Origin of the sequence: Caballeronia telluris, from assembly GCF_001544495.1 — a bacterium.
Lineage (GTDB): Bacteria > Pseudomonadota > Gammaproteobacteria > Burkholderiales > Burkholderiaceae > Caballeronia > Caballeronia telluris.
Window position 1 is genome coordinate 1 of record NZ_FCNZ02000060.1, and the last position, 13,826, is coordinate 13,826.

General features: G+C 61.6%; 11 protein-coding genes and 2 pseudogenes. 7 read left to right on the forward strand and 6 right to left on the reverse strand.

The genetic code is table 11. The features are described from left to right. A pseudogene (locus AWB66_RS30985) lies at positions 1–942 on the reverse strand (IS30 family transposase); the annotation flags it as partial. Between the two features lie 310 nt (positions 943–1,252). On the opposite strand from AWB66_RS30985, the gene AWB66_RS30990 reads away from it, so the two are divergent. The 7 genes from AWB66_RS30990 (at position 1,253) to AWB66_RS31025 (ending at position 8,861) form a co-directional block, all read left to right on the forward strand. Beyond that, positions 1,253–1,543, forward strand: coding sequence for a hypothetical protein (locus AWB66_RS30990; protein WP_087633829.1), 291 nt, complete (start codon positions 1,253–1,255; stop codon positions 1,541–1,543). Between the two features lie 29 nt (positions 1,544–1,572). Further along, a complete protein-coding gene (locus tag AWB66_RS30995) occupies positions 1,573–5,091 on the forward strand; it encodes a choice-of-anchor D domain-containing protein (protein ID WP_087633830.1) in 3,519 nt (1,172 codons plus the stop codon). Positions 5,092–5,121: 30 nt separating this feature from the next. After that, positions 5,122–5,382: a hypothetical protein gene (locus tag AWB66_RS31000; protein ID WP_087633831.1), complete on the forward strand. Its 261-nt coding sequence runs from the start codon at positions 5,122–5,124 to the stop codon at positions 5,380–5,382. Between the two features lie 547 nt (positions 5,383–5,929). Beyond that, the gene (locus AWB66_RS31010) at positions 5,930–6,328 is read left to right on the forward strand and encodes a DUF2946 domain-containing protein (RefSeq protein WP_087633833.1); all 399 of its coding nucleotides are present in this window, start codon (positions 5,930–5,932) and stop codon (positions 6,326–6,328) included. A 150-nt stretch (positions 6,329–6,478) separates the two neighbouring features. Then, positions 6,479–7,327 carry a hypothetical protein gene (locus AWB66_RS31015; RefSeq protein WP_407642347.1) on the forward strand — a complete coding sequence of 283 codons (849 nt, stop codon included), beginning with the start codon at positions 6,479–6,481 and terminating at the stop codon, positions 7,325–7,327. Between the two features lie 238 nt (positions 7,328–7,565). Next, on the forward strand, positions 7,566–7,943 hold the full coding sequence (locus AWB66_RS31020; RefSeq protein WP_087633835.1) for a copper resistance CopC family protein: 378 nt from the start codon (positions 7,566–7,568) through the stop codon (positions 7,941–7,943). Between the two features lie 27 nt (positions 7,944–7,970). Continuing rightward, positions 7,971–8,861 (forward strand): CopD family protein, encoded by an 891-nt coding sequence (locus AWB66_RS31025; RefSeq protein ID WP_087633836.1) that lies wholly within the window; start codon positions 7,971–7,973, stop codon positions 8,859–8,861. 324 nt (positions 8,862–9,185) lie between these two features. On the opposite strand, the gene AWB66_RS31030 is transcribed toward AWB66_RS31025, so the two are convergent. The 5 genes and pseudogenes from AWB66_RS31030 to AWB66_RS31045 all read right to left on the reverse strand — a co-directional run. Beyond that, entirely contained in the window at positions 9,186–10,205 is a 1,020-nt protein-coding gene (locus AWB66_RS31030) for an ATPase, T2SS/T4P/T4SS family (protein ID WP_087633837.1), read from the reverse strand. Positions 10,206–10,208: 3 nt separating this feature from the next. Then, positions 10,209–10,826, reverse strand: coding sequence for a TrbI/VirB10 family protein (locus AWB66_RS35210; protein ID WP_235021331.1), 618 nt, complete (start codon positions 10,824–10,826; stop codon positions 10,209–10,211). A 507-nt stretch (positions 10,827–11,333) separates the two neighbouring features. Beyond that, the gene (locus tag AWB66_RS31040) at positions 11,334–12,434 is read right to left on the reverse strand and encodes an aminotransferase class V-fold PLP-dependent enzyme (protein WP_268811170.1); all 1,101 of its coding nucleotides are present in this window, start codon (positions 12,432–12,434) and stop codon (positions 11,334–11,336) included. A 561-nt stretch (positions 12,435–12,995) separates the two neighbouring features. Further along, complete coding sequence (locus tag AWB66_RS33335) at positions 12,996–13,181, reverse strand: hypothetical protein (RefSeq protein ID WP_125469855.1); 186 nt, start codon at positions 13,179–13,181, stop codon at positions 12,996–12,998. A 90-nt stretch (positions 13,182–13,271) separates the two neighbouring features. Then, a pseudogene (locus tag AWB66_RS31045) lies at positions 13,272–13,672 on the reverse strand (MotA/TolQ/ExbB proton channel family protein); the annotation flags it as partial. Positions 13,673–13,826 lie beyond the last annotated feature (154 nt).

Below are 13,826 nucleotides of genomic sequence, written 5' to 3' on the forward strand. Positions count from 1 at the left end.
CCTTGATGTCGGTCGCCACGGTAAAGCGACTGTGATCGGCCATTTCCGATCCCCTGTCCCAGGTCAGCGATTTATATAGTTCCCGAGGTAACTTGCTGGCGTGTCGTATCAGCGCGTTGACCACGGCCTCAGAATCCTTGCTGGGTAGTTTCACCAGCATCACGAATCGACTTTGACGTTCGACGAGAGTTGCAATCTGGCTGGTAGCGTTGCCAAACAGCAAGTCGCCTTCCCAGTGCCCGGGTATTGCGCGATCCTCCGCTGTAGCGGAGCGTTCGCTGATCGATACCGCGTCGCGAATGTTCGTTCGGCCTTCGGTTTTCAATGTGTGATGCTGGGACGGCGCATGACTCGAGAGCGTCGCAAGTGTTCAAGCAGTTCCTTTTTCAGGGCGCCGCGAGCTTGAATATAAAGGCTCCGATAGATCGTCTCGTGTGACACCAGATGGTCCTTGTTGACGGCATATACATGCTTGAGCCAACCCGAAATCTGCTCAGGAGACCACTGCAGCTTCAGCTTTGCAGCGACAACTCCCGCCAACGTCTGGTTTTTCACCAATTTGCACACCTTCGGGCGACGTGCCCGATCCCAGGCGAGCGCGTCCGCCTGACTCGCTCGATAACCTTGACTGCCTCCGTTGCGCTGCAGCTCGCGGCTAATCGTGGAAGGAGCACGTCCCAGCTTGGCCGCAATAGACCGAACTGACAATCGGGCCACCAAGCAGCGAGAAATTTCCTCGCGTTCCGCAAGCCTCAATGCCTGCGGTGCGCGGTGCCTTTGCGGTGGCTCGATGCCGCCGGCCTCCGCGAGTATCCGCTGTATTGAAGAGTGGCCCCGATCGAACAGTTTGGCAATCTGATGAATCGTTTCGCCTTTGCGCCAGCGGTCCCACATCAACGACTTCTGACTCTCAGAATAGTAGATCCTCGGCCTCTGTTTCATTGCAACACCTCCACTGCTTACGCAGCCTCTAGTGTGTTGCATCGACCGGTTGAATCCGCCGCCGAATCCGGTCCTAAATCGACTGATCGGCGCGGCCCCCCGCCGTTCGGTCCGAGTCGGGCATCTTTCTGCCGGCTTAGCCTTTGAAGCTCAAAGGGAAGGTATCAGGCCGAACGGCCCTTCCGTAGCTTCTCGGCAATTGAAGGATAGCCGACCTCTGCTGCAGCGTCCTGGAGCTTGAAAAACCACTGAGCCCGGACTAGCCTTTGAGGCATGCGCCGCTCCGGCGGCCCGCACGAAAGGGGGCGCGATGGTGAAGAAGCAGCAGGGTCTTGGCGCCACGCAAGCGCATGGGGGGCATGGGGGCGACGACGACTATCACGGAGGTGACGGCGACTACCCGCGAGAGCACCACGACGACCCCAACGAGCATCTTGAAATCGAGCGACACCGCTTCCTTGGCGGCCTGCCGCCGACGCCGGAGCGATATGCGCTTGCACGCGAGCAGTGGTATCAGCTACCCGGTGCGCTGGTCAGGCCGTCGATGGATCCGCCCGTCGACACGCCTGCACCCGGCGCGGCGCCGCCTAAGCACGGCTAACGCCCGACCACCAACGGGAGAGGCGAACGATGAGCCTGAACGGAACCGTCTGGGCGCCCATCGGCCCCAGCCCCATCGATCAGGGGGCGATCAGTGCGAATGGCCAAGTCACGACCATCGCAGTGCATCCAAACAACCCGAACGTCATCGTCATCGGCACGGCATGGGGCGGTGTCTGGCGCACGCGTGACGGCGGCACTACGTGGACGCCAATCTTCGACCGAGCGCCTTCGCTCGGGATCGGCGGCCCCGCAGCCATCGCGATCGATCCGACCAACACCGACACCCTCTATGTCGGCACCAGCAGCCGCGACGGCTCACAGTTCTCGCGCGACTCGACGCAGCCTCCCGCGGGCCTGTTCCGGTCGACTGACGGCGGCTCGAGCTGGATCCGCCTCGGCACCACCTATCCGCTGAACACGCCCACCAACGCGAGCCTCTTCTTCAACCTGATCATCAACGTCGTCGTCGTCGATCCTGCAAACAGCCAAGCGTTGTACCTCGCGTGCAATGGCGGGTTATTCTTCTCCACCGATGGCGGCTTCAACTGGACCCAAGGCACGGCGCCGGCGGGCGACGTACGCTCGCTGGTGCTGGATCCCACTTCGGCCGCCGGCGCCCGCATCCTTTACGCCGGCATCGGTGGCGTGGGCGTCGTGCAGTCCACCGACGGCGGCCGCAACTGGGCCACAATCCTCAACGCGGCCACGCCCGTGGTGGCCAACAGCATTTCCGGCGGGGGATTCACTGGTATCGGCAAGGTCGTGGTCGCACTCGCGCCGCCGGCCTCGGTGGCCAATCCGGCGGGCATCCAGGTGCTGTACACCACGATGGTCGGCACCGGTGTCACGTTCGGCTCGGCGGACGTGCTGGGCCTGTTCCAGAGCACTGACCAGGGCGCCAACTGGACGACGCGGGCCAGCACCGCCGTCCTGTCATCGATCGGAACGAGCTACGGCGGCTACGCCTGCCACATGGCCGTCGATCCCAAGTCGCCCGGCGACGGCTCCGGCGACGTCATTTACCTCGGCATGTTGGGCCAGGGACGATCCAGCGACGCCGGCGCCACCTTCACCGGCTTGACCGGCCTTCACGCCGACACACAAACCTGGGCATTTGGCCCGCAGGCCGGTCCGCTGTCCGTCGCCTACTGCGGCAACGACGGCGGAATCTTCAGTTGCACGGCCGGCGTCAACTTCGCCTCGCTCAACGCGGGCGGCCTTCAGACCGCGCTGTTCTACAATCTCGACGTGAAGCCCGACGCGAGCGGTAGCGTCACCGTCGGAGCGTTGCAGGATAACGGCATCGTCACTACGGCCGGTGGGGCCGCACCCACCTGGAAGATGGGCGCGGGCGGCGACGGCTTCGATGTCGCGTACGACGGCCAGCTGGGCAGCCAGGTCTACGGCCGCCGCAACACGACGATCTTGCGCTCGACCGACGACGGCGGATCGTACGCGAACATCACGCCCTCGTGGTCGGCCGCGGAGAGCGCCAACCCATACCTGGCCGCCGTCGCCACCGATCCGAACACGGGCGGCGTCGTCTACGCGAGCAGCAACCAGAACCTGTGGCAGAGCCTGGATGGCGGTGCCACCTGGCCGAATAGCGTGGCGATCAACGGCACCGCCACTGAGGCGGACGTAGCGCCAGCCGACAGTAACAACCTCGTCATCTCAGTTGGGAGCCGCGTCCTCGTCTCGAGCGACGCTCTCGCGGCCGGCGGGCTCACGTTCACCGACATCACGCGCAACCTTCCTGGCGGCTTCGTCGGCGGGGTCGCATTCGACCCCAACGACCCGTCGATGATCTACGCGGCGATCGGCGGCTTCAGCGGCTTTCCCGGCGGACACGTGTTCCGCACGTCGCTAACGGCGGCGACATGGACCGATATCTCGCCTGCGCTCGACCTTCCGTTCAATGCGATCGCGGTCGACGGCAGCGAAACCCCTACAGCCCTGTACGCTGGGACCGACTTCGGCGTGCTGCGGTCCGTCGACGGCGGCGCCACCTGGAGCGTGCTCGACGACCTCCACTTTCCGCGCGCGCCGGTCTTCGAACTCGTCTACCACCGCGGCGAGCTGCGCGCTGCCACCTTCGGGCGCGGCGTGTTCTCGTTCGTCGTACCGCAGGGGCCATCGATCGCGGTCGACCTCGAGCGCAACCTCGAATTCGGGACAGTCTGCGAGGGACCGCAGTTTCTGACCCTGGAAATATTCAACGTCGGTGCGACCGACCTCGTCGTCACCAGCGTGCAAAGGCTGATGGGTTCGACCGGCTTCTCCGTGCTGGCCACGCCCGGTACGCCTCTTGTAATCCAGGCAGGCGAGCAAGTGGACTTTACTGTCCGGTATGTGCCGTCCGGCACCGCGAGCGAGACGGCAACGATCCGCATCCTGAGCAACGACCCGAGCGCGCCGGTGGTGGATCTGGCCGCGACCGGCGTGCCCGGCGCTCCACGGCTCGTGACCGCGATTGCCGACAGCGGCTACTTCGGCTCCGCTTGCCGAGACAGCTTCGTGGACCGCGACCTGGTGTTGCACAACGGCGGCACGTGCGCGCTGCACGTGACGGGCATCGCCTCGTCGTCGCCCGACTTCCAGCTGCCCAGCGTCGTCTTGTATCCGCTCGTCGTCGCGGCCGGCGACGCCATCACGTTGCCGGTGCGATTCCACCCGACGAGCGTCGGACCGAAGGCGGGCACGCTGACCATCTCCAGCAACGACCCGGCGGGAGCGCGCGTAATCGCCGTCTCCGGCATGGCGCCGGCGCCGAAGCTCGACCTCGTCGTCGCCGATTCGGGCGACTTGGGCAAGGTCTGCGTCGGCTCATTCAAGGATCTGCCGCTCACGCTCATTAACAGCGGCCCGTGCCCACTTACCGTTAGCGGCATGACGTCGTCCGATGTCCAGTTCGTCGTGCCGAGTGTCAGTTCGTATCCGATTTTGATCGCACCCGGCACGGCGGTCGCAATGCCGATCCGGTTTGCGCCGACGAGCTTCGGCGCGAAGTCTGCGACCGTCACCGTGACCAGTGACGATCCCGCCGGGCCGAAGACTGTGACGATGCGGGGCGAGGCGCCCTCGGGCACGCTCGTTATCACGGGCTCGACCTGTATCGGCGGCGTCAAGGAATGCTGCCTTGGCGAGCGAACGATCGCGCTGTGCAACGTGGGCGAGTGCGACCTGCACGTCAAGAGTGTGGCCTTCAGGCGCAAGAGCCCGCACTGGAGGCTGATCAACAGTCCCTTCCCGACGACGCTGCGTCCGGGCTCGTGCCTGAGCGTGCTCATTCGCTACAAGGCCACGGAGAAGTGCCCGCGCGCCTGCGAACTCGTCATCGTTAGCGACGACCCGGCGAACCCGGTCAGGACGCTCGATGTGATGGCGTACACCATCCCGGGCGGCTGCGACTGTTGCGACGCCAAGGGTCGCGAGAACTGCTGCGGCGGCTGCGGCGGCAAATGCAACGGTCCTTGTAACACCCAGGCGATCGACAGTTGTTGTGGCGACGAGGGAGACGACATGCAGGACGACGAGAAGTCGTGACGATCAACCGACAACGCTGCAGGTGAGCACGTGAATGAATTGTTCGAGATTTTTCCGTTCGGGGCCGGTGTCTTGCTGGGCCTGATCTGGTCGCGCGTGGGCGGCCCGCGACGGCGACTCGTGGCGTGGGCGCTATCTTGCATCGGCCTTGGCGCCTTCGCGACGTTCGCGAGCGGCGAATGGCGTAAGAGCGTCCTCTACTTTCTGTTCGACATCGGCCTTGTTACGCTAGTGTCCGTCACCGTCGCGCTCGGCGTGGCGTACTGGCGACGCCTGAGCCGCGGCGCCTAGTTTTGCCGATTTGTATTGGGGCGTTGCGCGAGTTCGCTCATGCAAAAACTTGCACAGACTGCGTGTCTGGTTGTTGCGCTTCGGCGCGTACCTCGTCGGTCAGGTTCCGAAGCGATCCAGCCATTCCAACGGCAAGTTTCCCGGCTCGCCGAACATCTGGATGTGGCCGAGCTTCGGTCTATCCGGCGACGCCTGCCTGACTATCGACCCGCTCGATCCGTTCAGTCAACGCTGGCGACGGGCTGCTCTCTGGTCGAAATGAGGCGACGACGGACGACGCGGCAAGCTGGAACTGAACGACGGATTCCGGGACGTCGACGGCGCAGCAGCGGATATTTCCGGCTTAAAGGCCGTCCAGTGGTCGGTGTGATCGGTAGTGAGCTGGGCCACCTCGGCGATTGTTACACTCAAGCGCTCTGGCGGCTTGCACGAGAATCTGCGCTGATTGCGGTCGCCTGTCGCACATGCGGCGGAGACCGCAGGGGTTAATAAAAACACGTGGCATAATCCGCTCAGTTCCACTCACCGACACCGCATCGCCGGGCCCATGCTGAGCCGTTATCATCGGAGAATTGGGAGTTTGTTGGGATTGCTCGCGATCTTAATGGCGACGCTCGCCCCAAGGGTTCCGCAAACACTTGGCCCAACCCGCGGCGACATTCCCATGATGGGTGCACATCATTCGACGTCTTCCATGTCTGCGATGTCTGCGATGCACCACCATGCGCCGGACGGAAACTCTCACCATGGCTTAACGATATTCGACGGACAGGCCTGCGGCTATTGCAGCTTGCTCGCGCATATGCCCGTCATCCCCGGTGTGCCGGCGACTTTCGCCGTCACCGTAAGGGCCATCCAGCAGCCCGCAGCCACCCGCTTCGAGAGCGTTCGCCTGGTTGAACCGCTCACGCCCGCCCAGCCTCGCGCCCCTCCCGTTTTGTCCTGATTTAAGTCTAACCGACGCGATGCATTCGCTGCATCGCGGTGTGTCTCGCGTCTGTAATCAGACGTGCGGCGGCATTACGACGGCCAAAAAAGATGAAACATGCACACCATGACACGGCGCGGCAGCAAACCGCTACTTCCGGCAGCATTTATGTCGGTTGCCACGAGCGCGCTTCTGCTAATCCCCTCGCTCGCGTCCGCCCATTCAATTGCGGGCGACCGCGTCTTTCCGGCAACCATGGCCGTGGATGATCCCGGCGTAGGCGACGAAGCAAATCTCGTGTACGGCCACCAACGCATCCCCGGCGACGATGGCGATCAGAGCATCAATACCTTTAATCTCGAGTACGACAAGCTCATCACGCCAAGGCTGGCCTTCTCGGTCACCGGCTCCTACGATGTGCAAAACAACCCGACTGCCCGTGGTTTCAACAACTTCGGCCTCGGCCTGAAGTACCTGCTGTACGTCAACGAGGCGCACGAGTTCATGACGTCCGTCGGCGTCAACGCCGAATTGGGCGGCACGGGAAGCCACGCGATTGCCGATAGCTTCTCGACCATATCGCCGACCATCTATGTCGGCAAGGGCATGGGAGACCTGCCTGATTCGCTGGCATACATGCGTCCGATCGCGATTACCGCCGAAGCCGCGCCCGCCCTCACTACGGGCGCGGGACAGCCTAACGCCTTCAATTACGGCTTCACGCTCCAGTACAGCCTGCCTTACCTGCAGCAGCATGTACATGACCTCGGTTTGCCGAAACCGCTCGCGAACATCATTCCCATAGTCGAGGTTCCGTTGTCCAGAAGCCAAGGACAGACAACCGGCACGGTCAATCCCGGCTTCATCTGGATCAATCGCTACGGTCAATTTGGCGTCGAAGCGCAGATACCGATTAACCGCGCGAGCGGTTCGCACGTAGGTATCCTGGTGCAGGCCCACATCTTCTTTGACGACATTGCGCCAACCACAATCGGAAAGCCACTTTTCCAGTGGTGAAAAGCTGGAGGTGGATGCCGGCAAGTAACGGTAATCTGACGAGAGTGTTTGTCGCCGAATTTGCTTTCTCCAGCACCTCTTTCGTGCGGTGTCTCCGCAAGGCGGAAGCCGGCGGCTGGCGCGGCTTTCGCGCCAGCCGATCCGTGAAAAAACCACATGCGCCTGACCGCTGAAGCCGTCATCTGGGTCTCTGACGGCTGCGTCTTCTCCAATCTTCTGACAGGCCTTTGATCAACCCATGAAAACCTCTCGGCTGAACTCTTCCGTAGCTCGCGCCCTTGTTGCGGCGCTTACGCTGACCATCGCGCAACTGGCGCACGCGCACGCCTTTCCGACCCATCAGACGCCATCCGCCGGCTCCGCCGTATCTGCTTCGCAGAAGGACGTAGCTATCGACTTCGACGACGGTCTGGAACCGGCATTCAGCTCGATCACCGTGACCGATTCGCAGGGCAAGTCGGTGATCAGCAACAAGTCGGTAGTCGATCCCTCGAACACAAAGCACATGTCGGTCGCACTGAAGGCGCTGGCGCCTGGCGTGTACACGGTGGAGTGGGTGGCAGTGGCCGCCGACGGGCATCGTACGCAAGGCCACTTCACCTTCACGGTTAAGTAACGATGGAGCCGCTTTATCGCACAGATCGTGGTTGCCGCCACGCAGGACGTGCTGTTCGCGCTTGCGGTGGGGACGCTTGCGAGCAGTGCGATGCTCTGGCAGCAGGGCCGGGCTTCACTTGCCACGCTGGCCCACTGGCGATGGGGCGTGCTTTGTGGGCCCGCGCTCGCCTGCGGCCTGTATCTGTGGCTGCAGGCTGCAATCATGAGCGGTGCACCGCCGGGCGACGCCGGCCCGGCAGTGGTCACTGTGCTAACGCAATCGCACTTCGGTATCGCGTGGGTGGTCGGTTTTAGCGGAGTGGTGATCGCCGGCCTTGCCGGAACGCGTGCGAGCCGTCCGGCGTGGCTGATAGCGACAGCCGGCGTAATCGTCTATGCGTCCGGCAAGGCCGCCGCCACCCATGCCGCCGATGCCGGCGATTTCACGCTGCGCGAGGCTGTGCAGGTCATCGATCTTTGCCCAACGGCGCTGTGGGCGGGCAGCGTGATCGTTGCGGTATGTGAGCTGCATTGTCGGGACGACTCGTCGTCTGCTCTGTCCGCACGACGCGTGGCGTTCTGCACGCAGCTGTTGCACCTAGCGACGGTTGCGCTCGCTGTGGTGATCGTGACTGGCCTTTATAACGCGACGCAGAATATGGCGCACCTCGGCGCCCCGTTACTAAGCGTGCTGTACCGCCAGATGCTGGCGCTCAAACTCGCATTCGTGACGCTGGCGGTGATGCTGGGGGGCTATAACAGGATGATTTATCTGCCACGCCTGGAGTCGGCGATGACTGGCGACGGCGCAGTCCTTCTCCATGCGCAGCGAGGCTTCGACCGGCTGCTGGCAGTCGAAGCGCTTGCAATGGTCGCGGTGCTGATGGTGGCCGCCGTTCTGGCGCACACATCACCTTTAAGAACTTTAAGCGGCTAAGCTGTTCGGCGGCTGTAAATGAACATTTCCGGCGAACGGCCAAGTCCGGGATCGCGCACCTGGAAGTCCGACGAACGAAATACCGGCCCTGATAAGCGACCGTCTCTTGTCGGAGCGGGAAGAGACAGTCGCTGGTCCGGTCTAAGTGGAAGACAGCTGACTTCGGTCTATCCGGTGACGTCTACCTGATAACCGGCGAAGCCACGAATACAGCAGGATAGTGCAGCAAAGTTAATCAAAGCTGCGCCTTGCGAGGCTTGACTTGTGCGCGGCGTGGCCGAAACCGGCGCGAAAAAGGGAAGCCCACCATGTACAGCGGGCGGATTAGCCCACAAGCTGGCGACGCCGATACGCTGGGTCATAGTAGATCTCCTTTACTTCGCGGTCGGCCATGTAGATAACAATGTCGACCGTCGTGATGACCGTTTTCAAGATCACGTCGTAGTCCACCGTACGGCCGACTTCCGAGGCTTTGACAAGGGTCGCGATCCGGGCGAAAGTCGTTGCCGCGTTATCCGCGTGGGTCGAAAAGATACCGCCCGGATGCCCGGTATTCGCGCCCGTCAAGTAGTCCCATGCGGCATCGTCGCGCAGCTCAGTGAAAAAAATACGGTCGCGCGACAATCTCATTGCCGCCGTCAGGCATTCTTTCGCGGATACACTGCCCTCCTGTTTGCCGTACATCATGTAGCCCACTTCGTACTGGTTATCGGCGTCAACCTCGTGCACGTCCTCCATCAACAGTACGCGCTCAGTCGGCGGTACTTCGGCGAGCAGCGTGCGCGTGAGCGTCGATTTGCCCAATCCCGTTTTACCGGACACGCAGATGTTTTTCTTGCTGCGGACCGCTTGCCGCATGAACCCGACTAGATCGCCGCAATCGAGCAAGCGAAGCAATCGCTCTTCGACCGGATCGAGCTTGAGCATGTCCTCAATCGCGCGGCGCTTCGCATTCACGAAGCGCCCTTCGTCGCGCAGCTGTTCCAGTCGCTTGCTCACCTGCAAATGCTTTCGGAAGCAGATGAGCACCGTTCCTTCGAGTACGGCCGGAGGCCGCACAATCACGCCGCGCGCGCCGTTCGGCAACTTCACGTCCATGATCGGCGACGGTCCCAAGCCATTGTAGGACAGGAGCGTGTTCGTGAGATTGTTGACGTAGGCGGGCGTGATGGCGGGTTCGTCATGCAGCTCGCGTCCGTCAGCTCGGGCGGACACGACCTCGCCGAATCTGTTGACGCGAACTTCGAACACAGCCGGATCTTCGAGGTAGCGAAGCAACGGCGCCAAGGTCATATTGACCGCGTGGTCCGAAGCAATGACCGACAGGACTTTATGGAGTGGCATCGCTTAGCTCGTAGACGTTGCTGAAATCAAGGTTTTGCCGCACAAAAATGGCGACGTGATCGCCCTGTTGGTCGTACAGCGTCGGCGGGATATTGATCGTGGCGGCAAGCGCCTCGCGTGCGAGCGAATCCGACGTTTGCGACGTGTTGTCGAAATTGATGTTCGTTCCGCCATTGCTGGCCTTGTTCGCCGCGTACTGAACACTCGCGTCGCCGAAATCGGAATGATCGAAATGAGGATTGCGGGACCGAACCGCTCCCAAAAGTGGGAATCGACCTGGCCGGGAATTCCGGCGCTGCCGAGTGCGTTTGTGCCGAGGCTGTTGAGGTTGATCGTCACGCCGTCAGGATTCACGAGGCGGGTCCACAGCGCGAATACGCGGGCTTGTCCGCTCTTGATGCCGCCGCTCGCCTCGCCGACGACAGTCGCGCCCTTGTCGATCAGCCGGACCTTGTGATCAAACGAATAGACGTCTTGGCTCACATGGCATTTAATCTGGCCGGGCACGGTGGTATCGAGTTCGGTCGCTGTGCCGCACTGAATCATCGTGCCAGCCGGAACCGTCAGGCTCGGATGCTTGGACGTACTGGCCATGACGCGAGCGATGCCAACGCCGTTCATACGTGACGCAAGGGCCGCGCTTTCCGCACTGGGTGGCGCCGATCCTCCCCCCCTGTCCCTGCGTCGCTGCACGCTGCACTGCGCCGGCCGCGCCCTGCGGCGCGTCCTGCAAATTCGAGCTGTCGGCATCGAGCCGACGTTGATACGCCTTTTCTTCTGGCGTCAGCTCCCGCGTTCCTCCGGCTTGCGCGCGAATGGGCTGTTGCGGTTGCACTCGCACCGCTGCCGCAGCAACCGGACTCGCGGACGTCGGAGGCGACGCCGCTCCGCTGGGGTCCGTCGAGAAGTCATACTTGGGCAGCATGTTCGGCATCTGCTGCTTAGCCCGAACGATCGTGCTGAATAACTTCTCGGCACCGACCGACTCGACGTCGCCACGCTGTGGACCGCATCGCCGCGGAATCAATAGCCCACTGCGCTGGCACGGCGGGCCGAGAGGGCGACACTGCTACGACGCCCTCGCCGACTTTCCTCGCAGGCCGGCCCCGACCGCGCTTTGAGTAAGTATCAGGCCGAGCCAAGCTTGACGACTTGCCTGAGCGCCTCGACAAAGACATCCAGTTCGCTTTTCTGCATGTAGATATGCGGCGACACTCGTATCCCGTCGAGACCTTGTACGCTCCGACGCTTGACGTGCACTTGCCAGGTGTTTCGAAGCTCCGCTTCGATTTTCCTGGCATCCATTCCATCAATGGAGAACAGGCTGACCGCGGCCAGATCGTTCGTGTCCATTGGCGTGTGCAATCTGAAGCCACGGACATCTCGCGCAATCGTCGTCCAGTATCGAGTCAACTCCCGCAACCGCGCATGAACATTGTTGGTGCCAATCTCCTCACGAAATCGAATTGCCGGGGCGATTCCCGCCTGTACCGCGGAATTACAGGTACCGAGGTTCCAGTGGTCGAATTTATCGATGCGAAGCGGCGGTGGATCGAATGGCGCCAGCAACGGCCAGGTTTCATCGATCCGGCTTTGCTTGACGATCAACATGCCGTTGCCCACAGGAGCACCGAGCCACTTGTGAAGGCTCGTCGCGAAAAAGTCGCAATCGGTCTCCCTGAAGCTAACCGGCATCTGTGCGAACGTCTGTGCGCCATCTACCACGGTGATGACGTCATTGGTTCGGGCAAGACTGCAAAGCCGCTTGACCGGCAAGACGCGGCCGGTCCAGTGGAGCATGTGGGTTAACTGCATCACTCGCGTGCGGGAACTAATCGCTTGTTCGTATGCCTTGACGACGATGTCGTTGTCATCCATCACATCGAAGTCTACGGTCACGACTTTAATGCCTTCCCGGCGCTGGCGCTGAAGCCAGGCTGCCCGCACGCTCGGATAATCCCACGCGGAGATCAGCACTTCGTCATCCGCGCTCAGCGGTATACCAAAGATAGCGGTGGACAGGCCCTCGGATGAATTCCGATTCAACGCGATCTCGTCGGCACTGCGATCCGCAACTGCTGCGAGTTCCCGCTTTGTTCCAGGTAGCGCGGCATCGAGCGTGCTCCACATATTGACATCCGGGTTGCGGCTGATAAAGCGATAAGCGTCGATTGTCGCTTGCTCGACAACAAGTGGCGGTGGACTGACAGCCGCATTGTTAAGGTTGATTAATGGTTATTGTTCCGGATACGCTGCCCGAACATTCGCCCAGAACTCTTCGTCATCCGTGTGATGACTCGACGTCGATTTTGCCCGCACCATTGAATCTCCCTCTTGTTGGATCGCGTTACGGGATGTCTGCCAGAACGATCGCAGATCGCACCGAGACCCTACCCCGGACAAGCCAGTATCGCCTTTCTCGCGCGGCAGAAGATACCGAATATGTCCACGAAACATGCTGCTGCAATGCGTTCATCTCACATTTACACAAGTAAAAACTGTGCGAGCTTCGCAAGGATACCGACGCCTCCAAGCGATCGCCACAATGCTCGGCGCACGAGGCTAAGCATTGACCGAAGATTCAAAGTAGACGTGAGCGGCCATTCGATTTTCGAGGACGAAAGGCAGGTTATGGCCGTTTGCCGAAGATCTCAGTTTGAGCGTCGTGCGTCCGTCGCGACTTCGGTCCGAACTTCCGGACCCGACCCATTGCAGGCGTCCGCCGATGTCCAACTCCGAGGGCAGCTTCCTGGGTGCAGCGGTCGTTCATTCCCGACTCCACCCGTCGGGTCAGTTGTAGTCGAGAATGGCAACGGATTGCACGTCGGGGCGGTTGATCACGTGGCCGGCGAGAAATGCCATCGGACCTGCGAGCAATGACGAATGGCCTTTGCCGTAATTCGTCTTTTCGTTGCTTGTTGGCTCGTGTCGGGGCTGTTCCATAAGTTCAAGCGTTATGACGACATGCCAGCGCATGTCCGCTAACCCGTCCGGCACCCGGCTTGCAATATCCGGCCTAGATGGAGAAGTGATGCCGCGTTGCTGATCGAGTGGACGTCTGCCGCTTCAGCGTCTCGACGAAGACAGGCTCGCGCCAGTCACTAAGAACGCATGAACCGCGTGAGCGAACCGGTTCAACTTGCGGAGGACGGTTCTGTTCGCGCGGTTCAACGCGTTGTAGCCGATTACTGCGGGGATTGCGACGAACAAGCCGAATGCAGTCATGATCAGCGCTTCGCCAACGGGCCCCGCTACCTTGTCGATCGACGTCTCGCCGGCCGCTCCGATCGTGAGAGCGCGTGATAGATGCCCCACACGGTTCCGAAGAGACCGACGAACGGAGATGTACTGCCGATTGACGCGAGGGTGGCGAGACCGCTTTGCATTCGCCCAACGCAGTCGTCCATTGTGTCCCGCAGATTGCGCGTAATCCAGTCCGACACGTCGAGTCGGTCTTGAAGATCGGGTCGGAAAATCCAATGCTCCTTGACGACCCCCGTAGCGGCCGGTCGATCCGTCATTTAGGTAAGGGCGGCAACCGGGTGCACTTCAGCCATTGCCTGTTCTGCTTGAGCCTGTGATCTGCTACGCATGTGGTGCGGCTACGCGATGGTATTCATC

What these genes read in the sequence shown, in the direction of transcription:
- AWB66_RS30995 (WP_087633830.1), top strand. Translation starts at nt 1,573, where the DNA reads ATGAGCCTGAACGGAACCGTCTGGGCGCCCATCGGCCCCAGCCCCATC.
- AWB66_RS30990 (WP_087633829.1), top strand. Translation starts at nt 1,253, where the DNA reads ATGGTGAAGAAGCAGCAGGGTCTTGGCGCCACGCAAGCGCATGGGGGG.
- AWB66_RS31030 (WP_087633837.1), bottom strand. Translation starts at nt 10,205, where the DNA reads ATGCCACTCCATAAAGTCCTGTCGGTCATTGCTTCGGACCACGCGGTC.
- AWB66_RS35210 (WP_235021331.1), bottom strand. Translation starts at nt 10,826, where the DNA reads ATGAACGGCGTTGGCATCGCTCGCGTCATGGCCAGTACGTCCAAGCAT.
- AWB66_RS31010 (WP_087633833.1), top strand. Translation starts at nt 5,930, where the DNA reads ATGCTGAGCCGTTATCATCGGAGAATTGGGAGTTTGTTGGGATTGCTC.
- AWB66_RS31015 (WP_407642347.1), top strand. Translation starts at nt 6,479, where the DNA reads ATGTCGGTTGCCACGAGCGCGCTTCTGCTAATCCCCTCGCTCGCGTCC.
- AWB66_RS33335 (WP_125469855.1), bottom strand. Translation starts at nt 13,181, where the DNA reads ATGCGCTGGCATGTCGTCATAACGCTTGAACTTATGGAACAGCCCCGA.
- AWB66_RS31020 (WP_087633835.1), top strand. Translation starts at nt 7,566, where the DNA reads ATGAAAACCTCTCGGCTGAACTCTTCCGTAGCTCGCGCCCTTGTTGCG.